The sequence below is a fragment of the Alkalispirochaeta alkalica DSM 8900 genome, from assembly GCF_000373545.1.
In the GTDB taxonomy this organism is placed as follows: Bacteria; Spirochaetota; Spirochaetia; order DSM-27196; family Alkalispirochaetaceae; genus Alkalispirochaeta; species Alkalispirochaeta alkalica.
The window spans coordinates 37,901-63,417 of record NZ_KB891704.1 but is presented as its reverse complement, the minus strand read 5'-3'; the positions used below and the strand labels follow the sequence as shown (position 1 = coordinate 63,417).

Genomic DNA, 25,517 nt, shown 5'->3' with positions numbered 1-25,517 from the left:
GTGATGCTCACGGTGGGGTCCAAGCTCTTCAAGCTCTCGCCGATCACGGCCTGCGTGGTGATCGTCTCCACGGCGCTGGTGCTCTTCCTCTTTGCCTCCCAGGGGCTCAAGGAGGCTATGGAGTCCGTGGGATTGCCCTCGTTTCCGCTGGTGCCGGTCTCGCAGTCCCAGGCTGCGGTGGGCTCGATCCTCGGGGTGGGGCTGGCCAAGGGCGGGCGCAACATGAACCTGAAGCTCCTGCGTAACATCGTGCTGGGCTGGGTTGCCACCCCCGCCATGGCGGCGATCCTNTGCTANGTGGCGCTCTACGTTATGCAGAACGTCTTCATGCAGCAGGTCTTCGTCTAAAATTCGTCTGAAATCGGAGTGTCCCCGGGGAACCCCCCCGGGGGTGCTGCGCCCGGGACCTCCCCGGGCCGTGCCCGGCGTTACACCCTGGGCAGATCATCGAGAAGCATCGTTATCTTCTCCTCGAGCAGATCAAGCGAGAGGTGGCGCGTGGCGATCTCCCGGTTCAGGCGCGCCTGNCGCTCGCGTTCGTCGGGGTTGTCCAGAAGGGCCTCCACCTCCTCCACAGCAGCCTGGGTGAGATACCCCTCGATCGTNACCGCCTGGAACCCCAGGGGTTCGATATCCTCGCGGTACACGGAATAGCGATTCACCAGAAGGGGTTTCCCGAAGAAGAGGGCCTCCACAAAGGCGTTGCCGTAGCCCTCGTAGAGCGAGGGAAAGGTAACAAAGTCNGCGTGAACGTAGAGGTCCCAGAGGCTGTAGACCTTCTCGCCCCGGTCTGTTTTTCCCCGGTTCAGCCCGATCCGGTCGGGCCGGACCATCATATCGACCCCCAGTTGTTCGGCGTAATCGCAGATTCTCCGGGTATACTCGTCGCCTTCGTCCGACTCGTGATGGGGAACCACAAAGAGGGGATTCCGGTGAGCCAGGCGAGCCGCCAGTTCCAGGGCGTGTTCGATACCCTTGCGGGCGATGATCCTCGTGGGCTGAAGAAGCACGAGCCGGTCCGGGGCGATTCCCAGGCTCTCGCGGAGATCGCGGTTGTACTCGTCCGGTCCCGGCTGGGGCAGGGAGAAGTCGAAGACGTTGGGAACCACCGTGGAGGAGACGCCCCGGCGGAGTCCCAGCTGCCGTTGGGCCTCACGGTTGATCACGGCGTGGCGCAGCGAGGGCAGGTCAGGCGGAAAGGCCATGCCCAGCAGATCCTGGACGACTCCTGTCCGGAAACGGTCCCGCTCCCAGGCAAAATCGTGGTGGTGGGCCAGGGAGGGAATCCCCGTCTCGGCGATAAACTCCGTGATCGCCAGCCCCAGGGGGATGTGCATGGGAATCGCCAGGGCGTTTTCGATCACCAGGAAGTCCGGAGCCAGGGTGTCGCAAAACCGGTAGAGTTCCTGCTTCAGGGACCGGGCGATTCGCCAGAGTTCTTCCGTGGTCTCGGGGCTTCGCTGCCGGATGGTGCCAAAGCAGCGCCGTTGCAGGGACGCCACCTCGGGGTGATCAAAAAAAGCCAGGGGAGCAACCCGGGAGATATCCCGGGGAAGGTCGCTGAGTCCCGAGAAATAGACCGCCTCGATTCCCAGATCGTTCAAAACCCGGGCCCACTTGGTGGTTTCCAGGGATACACCGTCGGTGCCGGCAAAGCGGGTTCCCACAAAGCCGGCTCGTTTCCAGGGGCCTCTGTGTGTCATGGTCTCTTCCTTTCCCTGTGCAGATCCTGTCACAGGTGATCCTGTCGGGGGTAATCCTGTCACAGGTGATCCTGTCGCAGCCATAGGGTCTCGTAGGGTGCCAGGGAGAGTTCTCCCCTGGCGGTGTCGATGGTCCTGCCGGTAATCATATCCCGCCAGCCCGGGCTGTCGGGGGTCCCCGCCCGGTCCGGGATGGCGGTTCCCGCCGGGAGGGGCTCTCCCGCCGGAGGAATGGCCTCTGCCGGGAGTGAAACCTGTCGGGCCGAGGTGTTGGTGAGGCACAGAACCTGCCGCTCTTCGGTGAACCGCAACAGCCCAAAGAGCTCCCGGGGAAGACCGGTCAGCACCCGCTGGGGAGCCTCGGGTTCGAAGGCCGGTTCCCCTTTTCTCAGGGAGATCAGCTTTTTCAGGGCGGAAAAGATCCTGGAGCGCCGCGAGCGGGGGTCCTCCAGATCGGCCAGCACCCGGGAGAGGGGGAGTTTTTCCCTGTTGATGGCCCGGTTGTGGCCGCAGACCCGGGGCCCCTCGGCCCAGTTCTCCGAGCCGATCAGGCTGTGGACGTAGATACCGGGAACCCCCGCCAGGGCCAGCATGATCGCCTGGGCAGAGACAAAGGCCCGGATCTGAAGGTCCTCGGAGAGCTCCGGGTCGGCCAGGGCGCTGGCGTAGTTGATGTTGAGCTCGTAGGGAACCTCTCCNTCCGGGGTNGACTTCCGTGAGACCAGCCCTCCCCGGGCCTCGACCGTNCGGAGAAGCTCCTCCATCTCCCGGGGGGTGAGCCAGTCCGTGGCGGGGGTTACCCCGATCCCNTCGTGGGAGGCCAGAAAGTTGAGAAAGGCCCGCTGNTTCGACGGTTCCGGGAGGGTTCGGGCCCACCTGGTGAGATTCTCCGCCGTCCCTGCCGTGAAAGCCTGGAGCGTCAGGGGGGGCAGGGCAAAATTGTAGACCAGATGGGCCTCGTTCCGGCCGTTCCCAAAGTANCTGATATTTTCCTCGTGGGGGACGTTGGTCTCCGTGAGAAGCACCGTCTCCAGGGCCAGATGATCGATCACCGCGCGCAGGAGCTGCACGGCCCGGTGCGTGCAGGGATGGTGAATGCAGGGAGTCCCATCCTCTTTCCAGAGATAGGCGATCGCGTCCAGGCGGATCATGGAGGCTCCCCGTTCCACGTAGAGCAGAAGGGTGTCGATGATCCGGGCCATCACCTGGGGGTTGGAATAGTCCAGATCGACCTGATCCTCGCTGAAGGTGGTCCAGACGTGGAGTGTCTTTCCCCCGGGGCCCCTGAAAGGCGTGAGCAGGGGGTGAACCCGGGGCCGGACGACCCGGGATGAATCGTACCCTTCGGGGCGGTGNTGGTAGAACCGGGCGTACCGGGGGTCTCCCCGGAGAAAGCCCTGGAACCACTCGTGGGANGCGCTGGTATGGTTCAGGACCAGGTCAAAGGCGAGGCTGAAGTTCTTCGCCAGTTCCTGGATCGGTTCCCAGCTTCCCAGGTCGGGGTTCACCCGGGTGTAATCGCTCACGGAGAAACCATCGTCCGAGGTATAGGGAAAGAAGGGNAGAATATGAATGCAGGAGATCACCTCCCGGAGATGGGTCCGGGCAAGATGNAGAAGCCCCTCCAGCGGTGCGGGCCGGTCCGGGCCGGGAGCACCCTCCGGTTCGGGAAGGAACTGATCCCCGTAGGTGATAAGCACAAGNTCTTCCCGGGAGAAGGGCAGGGCCTCCAGGGGACGGCGGTCTCCGGGGTGGCCCGGAAAGCGACGGTCCAGAATCTCCTGGAGATTCTCCATAAAATCCCCGGCCTCGCCGGGGAANAGCTCCTCNGCCAGGGATCGCACGGTACTGTTTTCCTTGATCGTCATGGAGTGCATCCTTCGTAGTCTCTCTCGCGGTCTCCGGCGTGGGTGNATCCCGGGCCACGGTCAGGCCCTGCTCCATNGCCGTCGGCGCAAACGCCCGCGCCTCTGTCCGTGCAAACCCTGTCCNCGCAAGAACTGTCCCTGCAGCAACTGNCCCTGCANGAACTATCAGTGCAACACCCATCCCTGCAAAACCTGACAAGAGATAATTTCATGATCGCCGATTATAGACCGCCTTTCCGATGGATGCAATTGATTTCTGAAAATTTCACATAGACAGAAATATTTCAGAAATCAATTGACATATTGCCGGAGGGGGCGTAGCATGGGGGAAATACCATTGAAGAGATACCTGGAACGAAGGAGGTTTTCCATGAAACACACAGGAAGAGTACTCGCCCTGGCGATGCTCCTTGTCTTTGCTGCGGCGGCAGCCTTTGCCGGGGGTTCCCGGGAGGACGCTCCCCGGGAGCGAACCATCACGCTTTGGACCACCGAGGAGCAACCCGCGCGGATGGAGGCCCAGCGCGCTATTGCCCGGCGATTTCAGGACGCCACGGGCATCACCGTGGAGGTGGTTCCCGTAACGGAGAACATGATGGGCGAGCGGGCGACAGCGGCGTTTTCCGCAGGCGATCTGCCGGACCTGATCTACCATCCCCTGAACTTCACCTACAGCTGGGCCGATGCGGGCATTCTTGACACCCAGGCCGCCACGGAGGTGGTGGAGCGGCTGGGGGCCGATACCTACGGCGCGGGCGTATTGAACCTGGTAGAGTTCGAGGGCGACTACGCGGCCGTTCCCGTGGACGGCTGGGCGCAGCTGGTGGTCTACCGGGCCGACCTCTTTGCCGAAAAGGGACTGGATCCGCCCACCTCCTACGATGCGATCCGCCGCGCCGTGACGGCTCTGCACGATCCGCCCCGGTTTTACGGTGCTGTGGCGGCCACAGACCCGAGTCAGGTCTACATGATGCAGGTCTTCGAGCACGTGGCCATGGCCAACGGGGTTGATATCGTCGATTCCCGGGGAAAGGTGACCCTCGATACGCCCGAGATGCGGGAAGCCCTGGAGTTCTACAANTTCCTGGCCGAGCACAGCCCCCCGGGGAACCTCTACTGGCAGCAGTCCCGCGAGCTCTACCACGATAACCGCACGGGGCTCATCGTGTGGTCTCCCTTTATTCTCCACGGTCTGGCCGGTCTGCGCGATGGTGCTCCCGTCACCGGCTTCGGTGATGATCCCACCACGGATGTTCTGGCGGGCCTCAGCGGGTTCACCACCAGTTTTGGCGGCCCCTCCAATCCCGACGGCGCGGGCTGGGCCGATGTTCGCTACTTTGGCATCACCGTGGACGCCGACGTGGAGGCCGCCCAGCAGTTTATCGAGTTCTCCATGAACGAGGCCTACGCCGAGACCCTGGCGATCGCCGCCGTGGGGAAGCACCCCGTGAGAATGGGTACCGCCGATGATCCCGAACGGTACGTCCGGGAGTGGGCAGAGCTGGAAGTGGGCGACGAGCGCCGCATGAAACTCGCCGATATCTATGAACCCGACGTCATTATGGATATGCTGAGCGGGCTCGAGCGGGGATCCCGCTGGGGGTACCAGCACGGCTACGGCTACCTCACCTCCCGGCTCTACGAGACCCGGGTCATTGCCGAGCTCTTGCGAGAGTACATCGACGGCGAGCGGTCGGTGGAAGAGACGATGCGCCTCATGCAGCAGGAGACGGAACGGCTGAAATAAGAGCCTGAGAGCCCGGTTTGTTCCGGGCCGGTGTCCCGGGGGGCCGCCCCCCGGGATTTCTCTCCGTGCCGGTTTGCGTTCTTGTCACACAGAAAAAGAGGTTCGCCTGTGAACAAAAAAAAAGCTGCCCTGAAAATTTCTCCCACACCCCGGGCCGGGAGATCCCTGGAACAGAGCGAGGCGCGTCTGGCCTTCTTCATGCTCCTGCCGGCCTTTACAATCGTGGCCATGGTCATCCTCTTCCCCGTGGCAGCAAACTTCTGGATCAGCTTCAAGTCCGTGGGTCTGGGGGATCTGCGTCCTCCCTCGGCGGTGGTGCGCGAGCAGGTAACGCAGATGCCCCAGGCCGTCGGTGAAGAACTGCACCTGACCTACCGCATGAGAAACTCCAGCCGCACCGTCCCCATCCAGCAGGTGCGCATCGAAGCATCGCTCCCTCGGGGACTCTCGGCGGTGGAACTCCCCTCGGGGTGGGTCCTCCGGGAAGGGCTCCTCCAGGCCGATCTGGGCCGNTGGGAAGGGGGCTTCTCCGTGGATATTCCCCTCAGGTTCCGCGCTGACCACGACTTCTTCACCTCCCCCGTGGATTCCCGCAGACCCACCAGCCCCGAGACAACGGTCCGGGCCAGAAACCCCCTGCTGAGCCTGAACTTTACCCTGGACAACTTCCGCTTTGTCATAACGGCCCGGGAGTTCTGGCGCACCCTGGGGGTGAGTTTCTTCTACCCCTTCACGGGAGCCCTGGGGTCTATCCTCCTGGGCCTCTTCTCGGCCCAGCTGCTGAACCGTTCCTTTCGCGGCCAGGGACTCCTGCGGGGACTCTTTCTCTTTCCCTATGTAGCACCGGTTATCGCCGTCGCCTTTGCCTGGGTCTTCTTTCTGGACCCCTTCAGCGGTACCGTCAACGCCCTGGCCCTGGAGCTGGGGGCCTTTCAGGAACCGATCTCCTTCCTGAGCGAGCGGTCCTACCAGATTTCCCTCTTCGGCATCCCCCTGACAGTTCCCCTGGCGCTGGTGGTGGTGATCTTCTTCGATTCCTGGCGGTATTTCCCCTTCGCCTTTCTCTTTATTCTGGCGCGCTTCCAGGCCATTCCCGATCAAATCTACGAATCCGCCGACGTGGACGGCGCGGGCCCCTTCAGAAAGTTNTTCTCCATCACCCTGCCGCAGTTGCGCAGCGTAATGGCCACACTCTTTCTGCTTCGCTTCATGTGGACCTTCAACAAGTTCGACGACATCTTCCTCCTGACAGGAGGGGCCGCAGGAACGCGGACCCTGCCCATTCAAGTCTACGACAACGCCTTCGGCCGCGCTGACATCGGCGCCGGTTCGGCTGCCTCGGTGATCCTCTTTGCGCTTCTGGCGCTCTTCATGGTCGTCTATTTTCGTACCCTCCGGGAGGTGGATGATGAATAACAGTTCCTCTGCGCCGGTTCCCCAGTACCGACCGGCCCCCCAGGGGGTTCTCTGTGCAGCCCTGCTGGGCGGCCTGGTAACGGCCGTAACCCTCTCGGTCTGGGCCCTGGTGGCAACCCTGGGAAGCAGTCAGGTTATCTCCTTCCCCCTCCTCCCCCTGGTGGTGGCGGGCATCCTTCCGGGGTGGGCCGTGATCCTCCTGCGCTGGCGCCTTCCCCGGGCAACCCACCGGGCCAGCTGGATCGNGGGGGCCCTCGCGGGGCTCCCNTGGGTTCTCTCGGGGTGGCTGCTCCCGGCGGAGCCCTCCTTCCAGATGTCTCCTGTTCTCATGGTTCAGCAGGTTGCAGCCTTCGCCCTGGCAGGACGGCTCACGGCGGGAGCGCTCGGGGGCATTCCCGCCCGGGGGATCAGAAAAGATCACCTGGAAACCCTGGCCGTGCGGTTGATCCGGGGGGGCGGGCTGATCTTCTTTGTCTGGATCGTGGTCTTCCCCTTTCTCTTTATGGTCTCCTCGAGCCTGAAGAGCCGGGCCGATTACCTGCGGGACCCCATCAATCTGGGGGTCAACCTCCTGCANGCCCCGGAAGAGCTCTTTCACGGGTACCTCCAGGTTCTGGGGCGCTTCGGGTTTGGCCGGTACATCTTGAACAGCAGCATCATCGCCGTGGCCACGGTCTTCTTTGCCCTGGTCCCGGCGATCCTGGGAGCCTACGCCGTCACGCGGCTGCGCTTTCCCGGCCGGGCTGTCCTCTCCCGAGCGATCCTGCTGATCTATATGTTCCCCGCCATCGTCCTGGTGATCCCCCTCTACAGCGTCTTTACCCAGCTGGGGCTGCGGGACACCCGACTCGGGCTGCTGATCGTCTACGCCGCCATGACCATCCCCGTGGCCCTCTATATGCTGCGCAGCTACTTCCAGTCGCTCCCGGCAGACCTGGAAGAGGCGGGGCTTATCGACGGCCTCACCCGGGTAGGGGTAATCTGGAAAATCACCATTCCCCTGAGCATGCCCGCCATCGCCTCGGTGGGCCTCTATGTGTTCATGATCGCCTGGAACGAGTTTCTCTTCGCCTTCATGTTCCTGGACACCCCGGAAATCTTCACCCTGAGCCGGGGCATGATCATGCTCGACGATCANGAGGTACCCCGGCAGTTTCTCATGGCGGGAGCCACGGTCATTACCGTACCCATCATGATCCTCTTCTTCCGCTTTCAGCGGCTCCTGGTGGGNGGCCTCACCGCAGGAGGAGTGAAGGGGTAGGAACGTGCATGGGGCGATTCTGAAAAGGGGGGCTCCGCCCCCCTGCCTTCAGCCCGGCTGATCGCCCCGGCTTGTCCGGCTCTGTCGCCGCCGCCGGGCCGGGGCGGCCGGTCTTCCGTCACCCCCCGANGGGATAACTTGTATACAAGTTATTGACCAAATCCCCCGGCTCTTCCATGATATACCCCATGATATATCCCATGGGTGCAGACTACGCCCAGGCGCTACGCCACCACGCCCGGCGCCAGATAACGGAGCAGATACTCCCCTTCTGGCTCCCTCACTCGATCGACCAAACCCACGGAGGGTTTCTCTTCTGCCGCGACGAGGACGGCACGGTGATCGATACGGATAAACCCGTGTGGATTCACGGCCGTTTCGTCTGGCTCCTCTCGGTACTCTACTGCGACCTGNAAGAAAACCCCCAATGGCTCGAAGCGGCCCGTCAGGGCCTTACCTTCCTCAACACCTTTGGCGTGGACAGACGCAACGGAAACAGGGAAGGGCGCTTCTTCTTCCGCCTCGACCAAAGNGGCCGGGGGCTCATCAAACGCAGGCGGTACCTCTTCTCGGAATGCTTCGCCGTGGCCGCCAACGCAGCCTTTTCGCGGGCCTCGGGGGAGGAAGGCTACCTCGCCGAAGCCCTGCGGTGCCTGGACACCATAGACCGCTATCGCACCACCCCGGGGCTGCTGGAACCAAAAGTTGACCCCCAGGTACGACCCATGAAAGGGCTGGCCCTCCCCATGATCATGGTNTGGGTACTCCAGGAGCTGCGCCTGGCCGACCCCCGGAACGCCCCGGACTACACCCGGCGGATCGACGGGGAAATAGAAGAGATCGGGGGATTCCTCTCCTTCGAACACCAGGCAGTCCTGGAAATTCTGGGAACAGACGGCCGGATCCTGGACCACTTCGAGGGNCGAACCCTGAACCCCGGCCACGCNCTGGANGCAGCCTGGTTCATCCTGCGCGAAGCCTCCCTGGCCGCCCCCGGCCCCCGCCGTGACNCCCTCANCCGCCAGGGCCTCACCATGGCAGAATGGATGTGGCAGCGAGGTTGGGACGATGAATACGGAGGATTCTTCTACTTTCGGGACCTTCTGGGGCGATCCGCCACGGAATACTGGCACGACATGAAGTTCTGGTGGCCCCACAACGAAGCAGCCCTGGCCGCCCTCTATTCCTGGACCCTCTCGGGCGAACCCCGCTGGCANGAACGCTTTACCCGGGTCCTCTCGTGGCAGGAAGAACACTTCATCGACCCCCTCCACGGAGAATGGTACGGATACCTCCACCGGGACGGTTCAATTTCGTCGCGGATCAAGGGTAATATGTTCAAGGGACCCTTTCACATCCCCCGGATGTACCACACCATATACACCGTAGCAGGAGAACAGCACCATGGAGCAGCAACGCCGGACCCGGAATCGCCGCCACCACCGCCAGCATCGCCGGCCCGGAACCCCTCATGAGCAGAGGCACCAGTGAAGGACGATAACCGCGACAGCCACGATAACCGCGACAGCCACGACAACCACGGCAGCAACGATAACGATCTGGTGGAACGAATATATCAGGACCTGCGGAACGGCATCGTCCAGGAAACAATCAAACCGGACCAGAAACTCTCGGAAACCACCCTCTCCCGGAGCTACAACTGCAGCCGGACACCCATCCGCGAAGCCTTCAAGCGGCTCCAGTACGAAGGCCTGCTCCTGACCATCCCCAAATCGGGAACCTACGTCCGCAAGGAAACCCCGGCCCAACTCGTGGAAATAGAACAAGTCCGCACCTACCTGGAAAAACTCGCCTTCCGCCTCGCCATAAAAACCATCACCCCCCGGGAACTGGCCGAGCAAGCGGAACGGGTCGAAAAAATGCAGCACCTCCTGGACCAGCCCACCTTCTCGCCCCGGGAATTCTCGGAAGTCCACTTCGCCTACCACCGGGGGCTCATAGAAGCCTCGCGAAACGACCTGCTCTGCCGCACCTTCGACGGCCTGAACCTGCGTTACTCGAACCTCTTTCAGGAAGGAGCCGGTACCAGCATGGCCGTGGTCCGCACCTCCAACCGCGAACACGCCCTGATCCTGGAGGCCCTCAAAGCGGGGGACTGCGCCCTGGGGGAAGACCTGATCGAAACCCACCTCTGGAAACACAAAAAAATCAGAAACAAGTACCCCGTGGACCTCTGACCGTCGCCCCGGCGTATTCTGCGCTGTCGCTGTCGCTGTCGCTGTCGCTGTCGCTGTCGCTGTCGCTGTCGCTGTCGCTGTCGCTGTCGCTGGCAGCTGGCGCTGGCGCTGGCGCTGGCCGGGCTTGCCTCGCCCCCCGGAAAAGGCAAAAACCGGAAGAACGGGCTTGACAATCTTGTATACTAGTTTAGAATAACTTGTATACAAGATTGAGGAGCGTACATGTCTGCACTTCCCGGCGGGATCATCCCCGCCCTGCTTACCCCCGTTGATTCCAGGGGAGAAACCCTGNGGGATCACCTGGTCTCGCTGCTGGAATACACCCTGGACTGCGGAGTCTCGGGNTTCTACGTTGGTGGCAGCACCGGCGAATGCTTTCTCATGTCCGTGAGCCAGCGCGAAGAGGTCCTGGCCATCGCATCGGAAACAGTCGCATCCAGAGTCCCCCTGATCGCCCACATCGGGGCCCAGAACGTGGACGATTCATTCTACCTGGCCGAACGGGCCCAGGCCCTGGGGTACCGCGCCATCTCGGCCGTTACGCCCTACTATTACGGCTTCTCCTTTCAGGAGATCCTCTCCTACTACCAGGAACTCTGCGAAATCTCGAAACTTCCCATGGTGATGTATTTCATCCCCGCCCTGACGGGCCGGACCTTCACCAGCCAGGAAATCGCCAGACTCGCCGCCATTCCCGGGATGGCAGGGATCAAGTTCACCGCCGACGACCTCTTCAAGCTCGAACGGCTTCGCGGGCAGCTGCCGGACTTCGTCATGTACAACGGCTACGACGAACTGCTCCTGCCGGCCCTCTCCCTGGGNGTGAACGGTGCCATCGGAAGCACCTACAACGTCACGGCCCCCCTGGCCATCGCCCTGTGGGAATCCTTCCGGGAGGGCGACCTCGCCAGGGCAGGGCACCTTCAGCGGGAACTCAACACCATCATCGAGATGCTCGTGGGAAACAACCTGTATCCCACCCTGAAGGACATTCTGGAACGGCGAGGTCTGGGAGGCGGACTCTGCCGGAAGCCCTTCCTCCCGCTCACGGCCTCCCAGAAGGAGGAATCGGCCCGGATCGACGCCCATATCACCAGGGTCCTGGCGTCCCTGGGATAAACAACGGAACCTGTTTTCCGGATGACCCCGCGCCGGGTGAAAACCCCGGCAGGATCTTCCCGGAACAGAGAATATGTGAAGTATCATCAAGGAGGAGAAGAAATGAAACGACTATTGGCAGCAGGCGTAATCGGAGTGGTTCTCGCAGCAGGACTCTTCGCGGGAGGAACAAAAGAAGCAGCCGAGGGGCAACCCCGAAACTTCAAGATGGGCCTTGTAGCAGGAACCGCCTCGATCGAGTACGAAGCAGCGAGCTTCTTCGCCGACCGGCTGGAAGTCCTGAGCGAAGGAGCCATGACGGTGAGCCTCTTCCCGGGCTCCCAGCTCGGTGACGACCGGGCNATGCTGGAGCAGGTCTCCGCAGGCGTTCTGGACTTCACCTTCGGCGAGACGGGCCGTATGGGTTTGTGGGTCCCCTACGCCGAGATATTCCAGTATCCCTTCGTCTTTGATTCCTTCGACCACCTCCTGGCATCCCTGGAGACCCCCTTCGGCCAGAAGATGAACGACGATTTCCGGGAGCGGGGCTGGCGGCTTTTGGCGAACGCCTACAACGGAACGCGTCAGACCTCGTCAAACCGGGCAATCAACAGCGTCGCCGACATGCGGAATCTCAAGCTGCGCGTACCCAACGCCAAGGCAAACATGGCCTTTGCCCGCAACAGCGGAGCAGCCCCCACGCCCATGGCCTTCGGAGAGGTCTACCTGGCGCTGCGGACCAACGCCGTAGACGGACAGGAGAACCCCCTCCCGGCGATCTACGCCATGAAGTTCTACGAAGTTCAGTCTCACATCGCCCTGACGGGCCACATCATCAACGANCAGAACTACATCATCAGCGAGTCGCTCTGGCAGACCCTCTCCGGGGCGGAACAGGAAATCCTTCGCCAGGCCGCGCAGGAGGCCGCCGATCTCCACACCCGCCGCTTCGTGGAACAGGAAGANGGCTTGCTCGCCTACTTCCAGGAGCAGGGCCTGACCATCACGCGCCCCGACAGGGAGGGGTTNCGCAGCGCGAACATGCCCCTGATTGNCGAGTACGAGAAGGAGTACGGCTCCGCGGCGATGGAGGCGATCAACAGCGTCCGGCCATAATCGGAGCTCCGGCACCGTTCAGAGAAACCGTTCAGAGAAAAGGACAATCCGTAATCTGTCGCCACCGGGGCCCGGCCCCGCTGGCGNCAGACCCGAAGGGAAGGTATGCACCGTACACTACGACGCGCCGAAGAGGCCCTGGCAGTTTTNTTGTTTTCAGTTATTCTGCTCCTGATTCTCTGGCAGATTATATCACGCTACATCCTGGGAGTTCCCGTACCCTGGACCGACGAACTCTCGCGGCTTCTCTTTATCTACATGGGAGTTCTGGGGGCGCACCTGGCCCAGCGGGACAAAATTCATGTGCGAATCGACATGATCCTCTCCCGCCTCGCACCGCGAGCACTCCGGGTAGTGGAGATCCTCTTTAACCTGATCATACTGGCCTGCTGCATCTTTCTGATCCGGCAAGGGATGATCCTGGCAGCACGAAAGGCAGTCATCTACATGATAACCATCAACGTAAGTTCCTGGTTTCTCTATGTTCCCCTGAGCATCCTGGGGGCGCTGGTATCCCTCGAGGTGAGCCTCCAGACCTGGGGCCTCCTGCGGCAATCCGGCGGACCCGGGGAGGCCGACCGATGCTGACCCTGGTGTTCATCCTCTGGTTTGCCCTGCTGCTTCTGGGATTCCACGTGGGCTACTCCCTGATCTTTGTATCGCTCTTCTATTTCTTCCTCTCGGGCACACCCCAGCTCATCAGCTTCGCCCTGGAACAGATGGTAGAGGGAGTCAACGACTTCATTTTGCTGGCCGTGCCCTTTTTTGTTCTCACGGGAAACCTGATGAACGGCGGAGGCATCACGGAACGAATCTTCACCTTCGCAAAAACCCTGGTGGGACACCTCCAGGGCGGCATGGCCCACGTAAACATCTTTGCAAGCCTGATCTTCTCGGGCATGTCGGGCTCCGCCCTGGCCGATGCAGGAGGACTGGGGCAACTCGAGATAAAATCGATGCGCGACGAAGGCTACGACGACGGCTTCGCCGGGGGCGTCACGGCAGCCTCGTGCATCATCGGACCCCTGGTCCCCCCCAGCACCTCNCTCATTATCTACGCCGTGGTGGCAGACCAATCCATAGAGCGGCTCTTTATCGCCGGCTTCATCCCGGGAGTCCTCACAGCCCTCACCCTGATGATCATGTCGGCCTTTTTGGCGCGGCGCCGCAACTATCCCCGGGGCNAGCGGGCCTCGCTGGCAGAAATCTGGACCAGCTACAAGCGGGCCTTCTTTGCCCTCCTCACGCCGGTGATCATCCTGGCGGGAATCTTCTCCGGTGTCTTCACCCCCACCGAAGCAGCCATTGTAGCAGCCACCTATTCGCTCTTTATCGGGGCNCTGGTNTACCGCGAACTCACCTGGAAGAAACTCTTTCATATTATCCTGGAGAGCGTCAAAACCACGGGAACCATCTTCCTCCTGGTCCTGGGGGTGAGCCTCTTCGGCTGGATCATCGCCCGGGAGCAGATGCCCCTGCGGGTAGCCCAGGCGTTCCTCGCCTTCAGCGAGAACCCCATCATCCTGCTCCTCTCCATCAACATTCTGCTCCTGGTCCTGGGTGCGATCATCGACGCGCTGCCCCTGCTGATCATCCTGGTACCGGTCCTGCTCCCCACCGTCCTGGCNGCNGGAGTAGACCCCGTCCACTTTGGAATCATCGTGGTCTTCAACCTGATGNTCGGAATCCTGACCCCCCCCATGGGAACAGCCCTCTTCGTGGTGAGTCGGGTAGGAAACATCCCCTTCCACGTCCTTACCCGGGGAGTGCTGCCCTTTCTGGTTCCTCTGGTGATCACCCTGCTCCTGCTGGTCTTCTTTCCCCAGATATCGCTCTTTTTGCCGGGCCTGCTGCGGTAACACCCGATTCCGGCAGGGGGGAGCACCCCCCTGCCTCCAGCCCGGCTGATCGCCCCGGCTTGTCCGGCTCTGTCGCCGCCGCCGGGCCGGGGCGGCCGGTCTTCCGNCACCCCCCCGGACCCGGNANCCCCGAGCCCCGGCGGCACNCAGCAGCTCCTGGCGGTATTCAAGATAATGCTCAAAACGCTGCAGCGGCAGATCCCCCCGGGCAAGCGCCCCCTGGACAGCGCACCCCGGCTCACCCTGGTGCCGACAGTCCCGGAAGCGGCACCCCCCCGCCAGATCATCGATATCGGCAAAACTATCTCCCAGCACATCCCGGTCTCCCCAGAGCTGGATCTCCCGCAGGCCCGGCGTATCGATCACCATCCCGCCCTCGCCGCACCCGAACCCCGGGGGAAGCATCCAGAGCGTGGCCGCCGAGGTGGTGTGGCGTCCCCTGGCATCGCGGGAACGCACAGAACCGCTCCTGATACGCTCCCCCTCCGGGGACCCCTCCCCGAAGAGCGCCGTGATAAGGCTCGATTTTCCCGCCCCGGAGCGGCCCAGAAAGCAAGCCGTTGTACCCGCAGGGACAAGCCGTCGCACCTCCTCCAGCCCCTCGCCGCAGCAATTCCCGCCGGGGAGCGCCGAGGTGATATACAGAGGAAGATCGGGATAATGAGCCTGGACCTGGCCGACAATCCGTTCCCGTTTCCCGGGAGCAGCCAGATCAACCTTGTTCAGAATCACCACGGGCCTCACCCCGGCCCCGGCCGTAATCGTGAGAAGCCGTTCCAGCAGCCCCGGAGAGAAACTCCGCTCTCCGTCGAGACCGAAGACCAGGAACGCCCTGTCCACATTGGCCGCCAGCACCTGGGGACGCCTGGCCCGGCCGGCCTCCTGACGGATCAGGGCCGTTCGGCGTNGCAGGAGCCGGTGGATCACCTCCCCCGAGGGAGAAAGAAGCACCCAGTCCCCCGTCCGGGGCAGGGGAGCCTCCCCGGAATCGGAGCCGTGATGCAAAAACGACCCGGCGAGTTTTACCTGGACCTCCCGGTCCTGCCCGGGAACCATAACCTGCCAGGACGAGGAATGGGCCACCCTGACCCGGGCCGGAATGAACTCCCCCGGGATGTTGCCCCTCAGGGCATCTTCCGCCCCGGTCCAGCCCCAAAAGGCAGGGGAACTCATCGGTCTGCCCCTGCGGTCAAAGCCTCCAGCGGAAAGGGGAGTCTGGTCAGGGGACGTGCTGCCAGAGCCAGAAGAGCCCTCTCGCAATCGTCGGGACCGATCCGGTTCATCTTCAGTACCCCGCAACTGGTGCAGCGATGGATAATACTCCACTCGCCCTTGGGTTGCACGTAGACCCCGATCGCTTCCATGAGCCCCCTGCAACCGGAGCGGCGGTCGCCCGGCTTCAGGTCAACGTGGAGACTGGCGAGGCAATAGGGGCAGTGGTTGCGGTTGCGCGTGCCCGTCCGGGCCGGGCCAACACCCTGGCCGCAGGCAACGCAGAGAAAGGAATCATCCCCGGTATGGTGAATAATACTATGGCGTGACATGGTCGTACCTCGACTCGAAATCAGTATGATCTCTCGCTCGGGGTATGACGCACCTGTTCGTGAGCTTGCAGATTCAGCAGGGTGAATCGGTAAAAATGCGCGAGGGCAAGCTGGACGGGGCGCAACGCGCCACCGGAACAGATGCGCCTATATCACAAAAGCCAATACCATAGACTTGGGATAATTCCACCCTCGGCGGATTGTGTCAATCCCCGGGTTCTCCTCCTGGTGATATCCTTTTGCAACCTTCGGTGTATTCTCAAAAATTCGGAAAGGCTCTGGACACCGCTCGTTTCCACCGCGCGGAGGTGAACCTGCCGGAACACCTGCCGGCTCGAGAAGAGCTGCCTGCAGGCACGTTTCAGGGGCGGCTGCCATTATTATAGCTGCTCATTGTATTACAGAACGGGAAAGGCCGCAGGCAAGAACCCTCTGCACTCACGGCATGTCGGGCCCCCCGGAAAACCCGCCGTTGAAATCTTTCCGGCCCCTGAACGATACTGGAAAAGAACCGGCTGGAGCAGCGGGTGTTCCGGCACACAAGGGCTGAAAGGACATGGGACAGCGTGGACTCCTCCGATCTGAACGAATTATTTCGGGCCTCTCCCTTTGGCTTCGCTCACCATCAGATTCTCCTGGACGACGAGGGCCGGCCCCGGGACTTTCGCTTTCTTGAGGTAAACCCCGCCTTCGAGACCCTCACGGGCCTGGATGCCGGGGATATTCTCGGTAAAACAGCCCGGGAGACCCTCTGGACCCGGGAGCAGGTGGACCACGCCCTGGTGGAGCTCTTTGGCCGGGTTGCCCTCCAGGGTGGCAACGAAACTTTCGAGCATTATTCCGAGGTCCTGGGGCGGTGGTATCAGGTCCACGCCTTCTCCCACAGCCCGGGGTATTTCACCACGACCTTCACGGATATTACCCGCCGGAAAGTCCAGGAAGAAGAACTGGAACGGTTTTTCTCGGTCAACCTGGACCTGCTCTGCATCGCCGATCTGGAGGGACGTTTCCTGAAGACCAACCAGGCCTGGAGCGACATCCTGGGCTATTCCCGGGAGGAGCTGGAGGGGCGGCGCTTTCTCGACTTTGTCCATCCCGATGATCTCCAGCCGACGCTGAAGGCGATCTCTACCCTCGCCGAAGGGGAAGATCTCCTGTGTTTCACCAACCGGTACCGCAGCAGGGACGGCTCCTGGAGGTATATCGAGTGGCGTTCCCATCCCCGGGGAGAACTCATCTACGCTGCAGCCCGGGACATCACCGAACGGGTCAGAAACGAAGAAAACAATCGGCGGCAGCTGGAGTTTCAGAAAATCCTGGCCGCCGCGTCGGCCTCCTTTGCTGATATCGGGGACACTCCGGAGCTCGACAGGGTGATCGACACCGTCCTGGAGCGGCTGGGGAACTTTTTCTGTGCCGACAGGAGCTACCTCTTCCGGTTCACCCCCGACGGACGCTTCATGACCAACACTCACGAGTGGTGCTCCGACAATACCCTCTCCCAGATGCACCGCGCCCGGGATATCCCCCTGGACTCCATGCCCTGGTGGCGGGAGCGCATGGAGACCGAGGGCTGTGTCCTGATCTCCTCGGTGGATAGTCTTCCCCCCGAGGCCGGCCCGGAGAAAGGGGAGTTCCTGGCTCAGGGCATTCAGTCTCTCCTCTCGATTCCTCTGGCCGACGTTCCCCGAAGCGGACCAGTCCCCGATGAAGGCAGTCCGGGGGGCAGGATGATCGGCTTCATCGGTCTCGATGCGGTCCATCGCCGCTGCCACTGGTCCCGGGAAGAGGTGTCGCTCCTGAGGATTCTGGGGGTGATCGTGGGGGACGGGATCGAGCGGTTCCGGGCCCGGGAGGAGCTGCGCGAGAGCGAACTGAGGTTGCGGCACATCACCGAGAGCATGGGCGAGGTCTTCTGGCTCCGCAGCGCCGACGACAGCGAGATGCTCTACATCAGCCCCTCCTACGAGAGCGTCTGGGGCCGTACCTGCCAGAGTCTCTACGATGATCCCCGCTCTTTTTTCAGGTCCCTTCATCCCGACGACGCAGCCCGGATTGAGGCGGCCTACGGCTCGTATCTGGAGAACCACCGCTTTGACGAGGAATACCGTGTTCTTCGTCCCGATGGTACGGTGCGGTGGGTTCGCGCCCGGTCTTTCCCCGTTCGTGACGACGAGGGGGAAATCATCCGGCATAGCGGTATCGCCACGGATATCACGGAACGGGTGCTGAAAGAAGAGGAGATCGCCCGGGAGAAGAACATCACCGATCAGTTTTTTAACCAGTCCCTCTACGGGTTCTTTATCTGCCTTCTGGATCAGCCCCTGGACTGGCAGGACTGGGCCTCCAGGGATCGCATGGTCGAGTACGCCCTGGACCACCAGCGCATGACCCGGGTAAACCAGGCCATGCTCGACCAATACGGTGCAAGCCGGGAAGAGTTTATCGGCATCACCGTGCGGGAGCTCTTTCGCCACGACCCGGACCACGCCCGGGAGATCTGGCGGGGTCTCTTTGACCGGGGGGCGTGGCACGTGGAGACCCGGGAACGGCGCAGGGACGACGGAACTCCCATCGTTATCGAGGGCGACTACCGGTGCCTCTACGACGACCAGGGACGGTTTCTGGGGCATTTTGGTGTGCAGATGGATATAACAGCCCGCAAGGAGGCAGACAGGAAGCTTCGCGAGGCCCGAGAGCAGATAAAACAGATTGTAGCCACCACACCGGTTGTTCTCTACAGCTACGTCATCGATTCCCGGGGCGAGCCCGATCTGGTCTTCATCAGCAGCAAGGTAACAGAGATCCTGGGGTACCAGCCCGAGGACTTTATCGGTTGCATCGATCTCTGGAAGAGCTGCGTCCATCCCGATGACCTGGAGCGGGTCCTGACTGCCCTGCAGGGTCTGGAAGAGCGCGATTCCCTGGAGGTGGAGTACCGCTTCAGGGATAACCGGGGACAGTGGCACTGGATACTGGATCGGCACAACGTGGTTAGTCGGGGCAGGGAGGGGCTGGAGATCACCGGGGCCTGGTCCGACATGACCGACCGCAGGAAGATGGAGGAGCAGTTGCAGTACGAGCGAAATCTCTTCACGGCGGGTCCGGTCTTTACCATAGAATGGGCGCCCACCCGGGGCTGGCCCGTTCGTTCCGTCTCTGCCAATGTCACCCAGATTCTGGGATACACCCCCCGGGAGATGACGCGTCGGGATTTCTGTTACGCCACGCTCATTCACCCCGACGATGCCGAGCGCATCTCCCGGGAGGTGGCCTCCCACATTTCGAATCGTACGGGGGCCTACGAACAGTCCTATCGCCTGAAATGCGGCGACGGCCAGTACCGGTGGTTTTACGACTTCACCATGCTCGTCCACGATGACCAGGGAGAACTCCTGGCGATTCGCGGCTACCTCTACGACCAGACCCGGCAGAAATCGGCGGAGCTGGCTCTGGCCCGGGAACGATCGCGTCTGGCCGGCATCATCGAGGGTACCAATGTGGGTACCTGGGAATGGAACGTTCCCACGGGGGAAACGGTTTTTAATGAACGCTGGGCCGGGATCATCGGCTATACCCTGGAGGAACTCGCCCCGATCTCGATCGAGACCTGGACGCGTTTTGTTCATCCCGATGATTTGAGACGAAGTGGTGAAATCCTGGAGGAACACTTCCGGGGGGAACGAGATTATTACGAGTGCGAATCACGGATGCGTCACAAGGGTGGTGAGTGGGTCTGGGTTCTTGATCGGGGCAAGGTGGTCTCCTGGACAAGCCAGGGGGAGCCCGAGCTTGTCATGGGCACCCACCAGGACATCACTGCCCGCAAGAGGAGCGAGAAGGAGTTGCTCCTGGCCAAAGAGGAGGCCGAGGCCGCCAGTAAAGCCAAATCAGACTTTCTGGCTAACATGAGTCACGAGATTCGTACTCCCCTGAACGGGGTTATCGGGTTCACGGAACTCCTGAAGGACACACCCCTCTCACCCGTACAGAAGCAGTACGTGGATAACGCCAACGTCTCGGGCCATACCCTGCTGGAAATAATCAACGACATTCTGGACTTCTCCAAGATAGAGGCGGGGATGATGGAGCTCGAGGAGATCAGGGTGGACATGAGGGCGCTCCTGGAAAGCAGCGTGGATATTATCAGCTACGGTGCCTCCCGAAAGGGCCTGGAGGTGCTTCTCAATATCGATCCCGCCATGCCCCGCTGGGCCCTGGTCGATCCCGTGCGGCTCAAGCAGATCCTGGCAAATCTCCTGGGCAACGCCGTGAAATTCACCGAGTCGGGTGAGGTGGAACTGGCCCTTCGCTTCCAGGGCCAGGCTGATGATCAGGAAGAGGGGACAGGCCATGAGTCCGGTCAGGGCGTGTTCCATATCTCCGTTCGTGACACGGGGATCGGCATATCGGAGCTGGAGAGGGAGAAGCTCTTTCGCGCCTTTTCCCAGGCCGACAGTTCTACCACACGAAAGTTCGGGGGCACTGGCCTGGGGCTCATTATTTCGGAGATGATCGCCCGGAAGATGGGCAGCAAAATCCGCGTGGAAAGCGAGCCCGGCCGGGGAACGGTCTTCTCCTTCGCCTTTTCCGCCCGGGTAGAGCGGGACCAGGATGGCCGGAGTCCGATGGTGCCCGCAGGCTGGCGTGTCCTGGTGGTGGACGACAACGCCAGCAACCGTCTGATCCTGGAAGAGCTTCTGGGGCGTTGGGGGCTGGCTGTCCAATCCTGTGGGGGCGGTGCCGAGGCGGTAGAGCTCCTGAAGCGGGAGGGGCCCTTCGATGTGATCATCTGCGACTATCACATGCCCGGTCTGGACGGGCTGGAGACGGTCAGGATGATCCGCACAAACCTGGCTCTGACGGCGGAGGAACAACCGGTGGTGCTCCTCCACTCATCGGCAGAGACGGGGAATCTCCAGCGGGAGTGCGAGGATCTGGGAATCCTCTTTCGCCTGACCAAGCCCGTCAGAGCCGACGACCTGGCGGAATACCTGGGCACTATCGCGGACCCCGTGAGGCCCCCCAGGGACAGTCCGGGCGAGGGAGCGCAGCAGGGAGAGACAGCAGAAGCGCTTCCTCCACCCCCGGGCGATCGGGCAGGGCAGGGAGGCCAGGAGGGCCTTCCCGGGGAGGCCTGTCGGTCCACAGGGGAGGTGACGATCCTCATCGCCGAAGACGTGGCGATGAACATGATCATGATCAAGGCGCTTCTGGCAAAACTGCTCCCCTCGTCGCGGCTGCTCGAGGCGGTGAACGGTGCCGAGGCGGTGGAGCTCTACCGCAGGGAATCGCCGGATCTGGTCTTTATGGACGTCCAGATGCCCGAGAAGGACGGGGTTCAGGCCACCAGGGAGATCCGGGGGCTGGATCTCTCCTCGGGGGGGCGCTCATCCCCGATCGTGGCGCTCACGGCGGGGGCCCTCAGGGAGGAGCGGGAGCGGTGCCTCGCCTCGGGCATGGACGACTTCCTCACCAAGCCCGTGGATCCCGAAAAACTTCGGGAGTGCCTGGGCCGCTACCTTCCGGGGGTATTCTGACGGAGGTGTTCTGCCGGAGGTGCCTTGCCGGAGCAGGTCGGCCGGGCCCGATTATTCCGGGATTTCCTCGAGGTTTTGCAGCGGCACCCATCCGACGGTTCCTGGTTCGTCGCAGCGTTCGCACCAGAGCCAGCCGTTCAGGATTCGAGATCCCGCCACCTTTTCCCCCCTGTGAACGTTCAGTTCCCGGGCCGTGTAGTCCTCAAGGGCACGGCCGGTTGAACCCTCGCCGCGTTCGATGATCTGGCCGGGTACCCAGCCTGGCTCCTGGCCGGGGGTCGCGCAGAAAAACCAGTTTTCCCACCCCTGGTAGCCCTCTGACTCTTCGCCCACCTCCAGGGTGGCGCCCGTTTTGAAGGTAATGGGGTCGGCAAACTCCGTCTCGTGGGGGGTAATCACCCGGTAGATTCTGGTATTCACGATACCTCCTGACGTGGCCCTGGCTATACACACTTGCCGGGGGGAACGGTTCTTCCCGATGCTCCGCGCAGGGCGTATTGTGTGGTGGTTTACAGTATACCACGCGCATAACCCCCTGGGGCCTCGCTGGATCAGGAATGCCTCAATACCAGGGGTGCGTCGGCAAGACCGGGAGAGCTGAAAAGAGCCCGGGAAAACCGTAATGTATAATAAAGTGATGAGTTTCACATAAAAATTGAAAAAAGCTATTTTAAAATTAACGATTGACAAAAACACGTGAAATAGATCACCTTATATCTGCCGGTTTTACATGAGATCGTATCAGGTTGAAGCCCCCGGGCTGGCCTGTGATCCAGATGCGAGCGGCAGTGCCTGGAGGCTGTCCCGGGGCGGCTACGCCTCTAAGCGGACCTCCAAAGCAGGCTCGCCGCCGAATCGGGTACGTCATCGGGGCATCAGGATAATCGATGCGGCAAGAGAGGACAGGATGAATAACATAACAATTTGCCTGGGCAGTTCCTGCTTCGCCCGCGGGAACGGTGCACACCTGGAGAGGATCGAACGGTGGCAGGAGGAACAGGGCCTGACGGGGAGAATTGATCTGGCCGGATGCCGGTGCCGCGGGGAGTGCTCCACCGGTCCCGTTCTGGAAATCAACGGCCAGTTGCATCACGGCGTGGACGAGGGAATGCTCTGGGACCTGCTCGAGTACGATCTCCAGGGAGCAGATCGGGCCGGTGTGGCAGGTGTGGCCGGTGTGGCAGGTGGAACCGGTGCCGCCGACCCGGCCGGTGGTGACCATGAATAAGCAGTACGCCGTCTACACGGCAGAGACAAACTGTCAGGATTGCTGTCGCTGTCTCCGTAGCTGCCCCGTAAAGGCAATCCGCGTAGAAAAGGGACGGGCTGCGATCGTCCCCGAACTCTGCGTAGCCTGTGGCACCTGTGTGGACGCCTGTCCGGGCGGGGCCAAGAAGATTCGCTCCGATATTGGCCGCGTTCGGGCCCTGCTGGCGCGGCGGGAACGGGTTCTGGTCTCGGTGGCGCCCTCCTACGCGGCGGAGTTCCCCGAGGTGCGGCCCGGCGCCTTCGCCGCAGCCATGAAGGAACTCGGTTTTGCCGGGACGGCAGAGACGGCAATCGGGGCCGACCGTGTTACCCATGCTCTGGCCGATCTTCTGGGAGATCCTCCGCAGCCGCTCTCGCTCTCCACGGCTTGCCCCGCAGCGGTTGATTTCATCCGGAAGTATATGCCCGAGTTTGCCCCCTGCCTGACACCCCTGGGGAGTCCCATGGTCGCTCACAGTGACATTCTCAGGAAAGAACACAACGAGTCCATCGGTGTTGTTTTCATCGGTCCGTGTATCGCCAAGAAGGTAGAGGCCGATGCGGACCCGCTGAACCCCGAGGCAGCGCTGACCTTCGGGGAGCTGCGGCAGTTTATGAAAGAGGAGGGCGTCTCTTTCAGGGATACCCCCGGGATGGACGATTCGGCGTTGCAGAGCGGCCGGAGCGGGGCGGTCTATCCCGTGGCGGGGGGGATGATCGAGGCGTTGCGCGAACTGGGTGCCTGCCAGGATGTAGACTGCGTGGCTGTCTGCGGGATCGACTCGATCTGGCATACCCTGAAGGGGCTNGATCCCTCCCGGATGGATCGCCCCGTTTTTCTGGAGATGCTCGCCTGCGAGGGGGGGTGCATCAACGGCCCCTCGTCGGACAAGAAGAGGGCCCGGCTCCTGCAGGAACAGGCGATCCGGCGACGTCACAGGTCTCTTCTGCTCCAGGGAGCTCCAGCGCCTGTCGATGCTGACCCTGTTCCGATCGGACAGTCCTTCAGCCCGGCTGTGCCTCTCTCCGTTGTGGCCGACGAGCAGTCCCTGCGGATCGCTCTGGAGCGGGTGGGCAAGTACGTCTGGGAAGACGAGCTGAACTGCGGAGGCTGTGGGTACGATACCTGCCGGGAGTTTGCCGCCTCGATGCTCGAGGGGCGTGCCGAACCGGACATGTGCCTGTCCTTTCTGCGAAAGAAGGCCCAGCGTAAGGCCAATGCGCTCCTTCGGTGTATGCCTTCGGGGGTTGTGATCGCCGACGCGAATCTCCAGGTGGTGGAATGCAACCGGAACTTTGCTGCCATGATCGGTTCGGACACGATGATGGTCTACGACGCGCGCCCCGGGCTGGAGGGGGCCAATCTGGAGCGGCTGGTTCCTTTCGCGGATCTGTTTCGGCGCGTGCTGGCCACGGACGAGGATTACCGCTGCGACATGATGCGTGTCGGCGACCGGCTGCTGAACGTGACGCTTTTTCCTATCGAGCCCCACCAGACCGTAGGGGGAATCGTGCTGGATGTGACGCGCAGCGAGTTGCGGAGGGAGTACATCGCACAGCGTGCCCGCGAGGTGATCGACCGAAACATGGCCACGGTCCAGGAGATCGCCTGCAAGCTGGGCGAACACATGGCCGACACCGAGATTTTGCTGCGCAATATCGCCGAGGACTATGGCGAGCGGGGGAGATCGGAAGATGAATGATCTCTTCATGGAACTCGAGTTTGCCCAGTGCCACAAGGCGGGACAGTATGTAGCGGGTGATGCNTTTCTGATGCAGCGCGACCGGTGCAACGGGCGTCTCCTGGCTGTTCTCTCGGACGGACTGGGCAGCGGAATAAAGGCGGGGGTTCTGGCGAACATGACGGCCCACATGGCGATGCGCTTTGCTGCGAGTGATACCGATTTTATCCATTACGCCAAGGTGATCATGAACTCCCTCCCGGTCTGCCAGGTCCGGAAGATTGCCTACGCCACCTACACCGTGGTGGATTGCAGCCCCGACGCCCGTATCAGNATGGTGGAGCAGGGGAACCCGCCCTTCATTCTGGTGCGCCGGGGCCGGGAGGTTCCTGTGCCCTACCGCGAGGTCCCGGGAAAACAGGGAGACTATCGNCTCATGCGGGAGTACATCTTTCAGGCGCAACCCGAGGACCGGATCGTGTTTTTCAGCGATGGTGTCACCGAGAGCGGTCTCGGCAGTCGCCACTACAAGCTCGGGTGGCGGCGGACGGGGTGTGTGGAATGGCTGGAGCGGCATCTCACGGGCGATCCCTTCCGGTCGGCCCGTCAGCTTGCCCAGGATGTGGTCGCCCAGGCCCGGCAGAAAGAACCGGGCCGTGAGGCGGGGGACGACATCACCTGCGCTGTTCTCTATTTTCGCAAGCCCCGGAAGCTCCTGCTCGCGTCGGGTCCTCCCTTCAGCCCTGACCGCGATCGCGAATATGCCAACCTCATCGGGGGGTTTGACGGACGGCGCATCGTAAGCGGGGGTACCACATCGGATCTGGTAGCTCGCGAGCTGGGGCGCGATGTGAGGATGGATCTGAGAACCTTTCGCAAGGGAGGGCTCCCCCCCGTCTCGGTGATGGAGGGAATCGATCTGGTGACCGAAGGTATTCTGACGCTCACCGAGACCTTGCGGCTTCTCGAGACGGGTGATCGCCCCGANCACGAGAACGCCGCTGTGCGCATGGCGGAACTCCTTCTGGATTCCGATGAGGTCCATCTGCTGGTGGGGACAAAGATCAACGAGGCTCACCAGGATCCGAATCTCCCGGTGGAGCTGGAGATCCGGCGAAGTCTCATGAAGAGGATCGCCACGGTGCTGGACACCAGATACTTCAAGAAGGTCGATGTCGAATATATCTGAGTGCATCCGGGCAGGTTGGGGACCCCGAGTGAGGATCGCCGNGTACAG

18 protein-coding genes and 1 pseudogene are annotated in these 25,517 nt (G+C 62.1%); 14 read left to right on the top strand and 5 right to left on the bottom strand.

What is annotated here, in order from left to right:
• Nucleotides 1-3: 3 nt before the first annotated feature.
• The gene (locus tag B071_RS0107585) at nt 4-348 is read left to right on the top strand and encodes an inorganic phosphate transporter (RefSeq protein WP_051075276.1); all 345 of its coding nucleotides are present in this window, start codon (nt 4-6) and stop codon (nt 346-348) included.
• 80 nt (nt 349-428) lie between these two features.
• Here the strand turns inward: B071_RS0107585 and B071_RS20480 are convergent, their stop codons facing one another.
• Together B071_RS20480 and B071_RS16540 are read right to left on the bottom strand one after the other, a co-directional pair.
• Nucleotides 429-1,205: a glycosyltransferase family 4 protein gene (locus B071_RS20480; RefSeq protein WP_438829636.1), complete on the bottom strand. Its 777-nt coding sequence runs from the start codon at nt 1,203-1,205 to the stop codon at nt 429-431.
• 557 nt (nt 1,206-1,762) lie between these two features.
• Complete coding sequence (locus B071_RS16540; protein WP_438829635.1) at nt 1,763-3,499, bottom strand: sugar phosphorylase; 1,737 nt, start codon at nt 3,497-3,499, stop codon at nt 1,763-1,765.
• A gap of 394 nt (nt 3,500-3,893) precedes the next feature.
• On the opposite strand from B071_RS16540, the gene B071_RS0107570 reads away from it, so the two are divergent.
• The 9 genes from B071_RS0107570 to B071_RS0107530 all read left to right on the top strand — a co-directional run bounded on the left by B071_RS0107570 (nt 3,894) and on the right by B071_RS0107530 (nt 14,266).
• Nucleotides 3,894-5,318, top strand: coding sequence for an ABC transporter substrate-binding protein (locus B071_RS0107570; protein WP_438829631.1), 1,425 nt, complete (start codon nt 3,894-3,896; stop codon nt 5,316-5,318).
• 198 nt (nt 5,319-5,516) lie between these two features.
• Nucleotides 5,517-6,734 (top strand): carbohydrate ABC transporter permease, encoded by a 1,218-nt coding sequence (locus B071_RS0107565; RefSeq protein ID WP_438829634.1) that lies wholly within the window; start codon nt 5,517-5,519, stop codon nt 6,732-6,734.
• Entirely contained in the window at nt 6,724-7,995 is a 1,272-nt protein-coding gene (locus B071_RS0107560) for a carbohydrate ABC transporter permease (protein WP_245534069.1), read from the top strand. The genes B071_RS0107565 and B071_RS0107560 overlap by 11 nt, the downstream gene beginning before the upstream one ends.
• A gap of 176 nt (nt 7,996-8,171) precedes the next feature.
• Entirely contained in the window at nt 8,172-9,470 is a 1,299-nt protein-coding gene (locus B071_RS16535; RefSeq protein WP_438829633.1) for an AGE family epimerase/isomerase, read from the top strand.
• Nucleotides 9,471-9,482: 12 nt separating this feature from the next.
• Entirely contained in the window at nt 9,483-10,193 is a 711-nt protein-coding gene (locus tag B071_RS0107550) for a GntR family transcriptional regulator (RefSeq protein ID WP_018526497.1), read from the top strand.
• 222 nt (nt 10,194-10,415) lie between these two features.
• Nucleotides 10,416-11,312: an N-acetylneuraminate lyase gene (locus tag B071_RS16530; protein ID WP_018526496.1), complete on the top strand. Its 897-nt coding sequence runs from the start codon at nt 10,416-10,418 to the stop codon at nt 11,310-11,312.
• 21 nt (nt 11,313-11,333) lie between these two features.
• The gene (locus B071_RS0107540) at nt 11,334-12,407 is read left to right on the top strand and encodes a sialic acid TRAP transporter substrate-binding protein SiaP (RefSeq protein ID WP_438829630.1); all 1,074 of its coding nucleotides are present in this window, start codon (nt 11,334-11,336) and stop codon (nt 12,405-12,407) included.
• Between the two features lie 105 nt (nt 12,408-12,512).
• A complete protein-coding gene (locus B071_RS0107535) occupies nt 12,513-12,995 on the top strand; it encodes a TRAP transporter small permease (RefSeq protein ID WP_018526494.1) in 483 nt (160 codons plus the stop codon).
• On the top strand, nt 12,989-14,266 hold the full coding sequence (locus tag B071_RS0107530; RefSeq protein WP_018526493.1) for a TRAP transporter large permease: 1,278 nt from the start codon (nt 12,989-12,991) through the stop codon (nt 14,264-14,266). The genes B071_RS0107535 and B071_RS0107530 overlap by 7 nt, the downstream gene beginning before the upstream one ends.
• A 177-nt stretch (nt 14,267-14,443) precedes the next feature.
• Here B071_RS0107530 and rsgA read toward each other — a convergent pair.
• Together rsgA and B071_RS19045 are read right to left on the bottom strand one after the other, a co-directional pair.
• Nucleotides 14,444-15,322, bottom strand: a pseudogene (gene rsgA, locus B071_RS20275) (ribosome small subunit-dependent GTPase A); the annotation flags it as partial.
• Nucleotides 15,323-15,435: 113 nt separating this feature from the next.
• A complete protein-coding gene (locus B071_RS19045) occupies nt 15,436-15,810 on the bottom strand; it encodes an RNHCP domain-containing protein (RefSeq protein WP_083914626.1) in 375 nt (124 codons plus the stop codon).
• Nucleotides 15,811-16,376: 566 nt separating this feature from the next.
• Here B071_RS19045 and B071_RS18400 point away from each other — a divergent pair.
• Nucleotides 16,377-21,350, top strand: coding sequence for a PAS domain-containing protein (locus tag B071_RS18400; protein WP_018526492.1), 4,974 nt, complete (start codon nt 16,377-16,379; stop codon nt 21,348-21,350).
• A gap of 51 nt (nt 21,351-21,401) precedes the next feature.
• Here B071_RS18400 and B071_RS0107515 read toward each other — a convergent pair whose 3' ends face one another.
• Nucleotides 21,402-21,770, bottom strand: coding sequence for an SH3 domain-containing protein (locus tag B071_RS0107515; RefSeq protein WP_018526491.1), 369 nt, complete (start codon nt 21,768-21,770; stop codon nt 21,402-21,404).
• Nucleotides 21,771-22,257: 487 nt separating this feature from the next.
• Between B071_RS0107515 and B071_RS19595 the strand changes: the two genes are divergently transcribed.
• The 3 genes from B071_RS19595 to B071_RS0107500 all read left to right on the top strand — a co-directional run bounded on the left by B071_RS19595 (nt 22,258) and on the right by B071_RS0107500 (nt 25,469).
• A complete protein-coding gene (locus B071_RS19595; RefSeq protein ID WP_018526490.1) occupies nt 22,258-22,578 on the top strand; it encodes a (2Fe-2S) ferredoxin domain-containing protein in 321 nt (106 codons plus the stop codon).
• The gene (locus B071_RS0107505) at nt 22,571-24,301 is read left to right on the top strand and encodes a [Fe-Fe] hydrogenase large subunit C-terminal domain-containing protein (RefSeq protein ID WP_018526489.1); all 1,731 of its coding nucleotides are present in this window, start codon (nt 22,571-22,573) and stop codon (nt 24,299-24,301) included. The genes B071_RS19595 and B071_RS0107505 overlap by 8 nt, the downstream gene beginning before the upstream one ends.
• Nucleotides 24,270-25,469 (top strand): SpoIIE family protein phosphatase, encoded by a 1,200-nt coding sequence (locus B071_RS0107500; protein ID WP_438829629.1) that lies wholly within the window; start codon nt 24,270-24,272, stop codon nt 25,467-25,469. The genes B071_RS0107505 and B071_RS0107500 overlap by 32 nt, the downstream gene beginning before the upstream one ends.
• The last annotated feature ends 48 nt before the right edge of the window (nt 25,470-25,517 follow it).

Coding starts and splice junctions, on each gene's coding strand:
- B071_RS19045 (WP_083914626.1), bottom strand. CDS start 15,810: ATGTCACGCCATAGTATTATTCACCATACCGGGGATGATTCCTTTCTC.
- B071_RS19595 (WP_018526490.1), top strand. CDS start 22,258: ATGAATAACATAACAATTTGCCTGGGCAGTTCCTGCTTCGCCCGCGGG.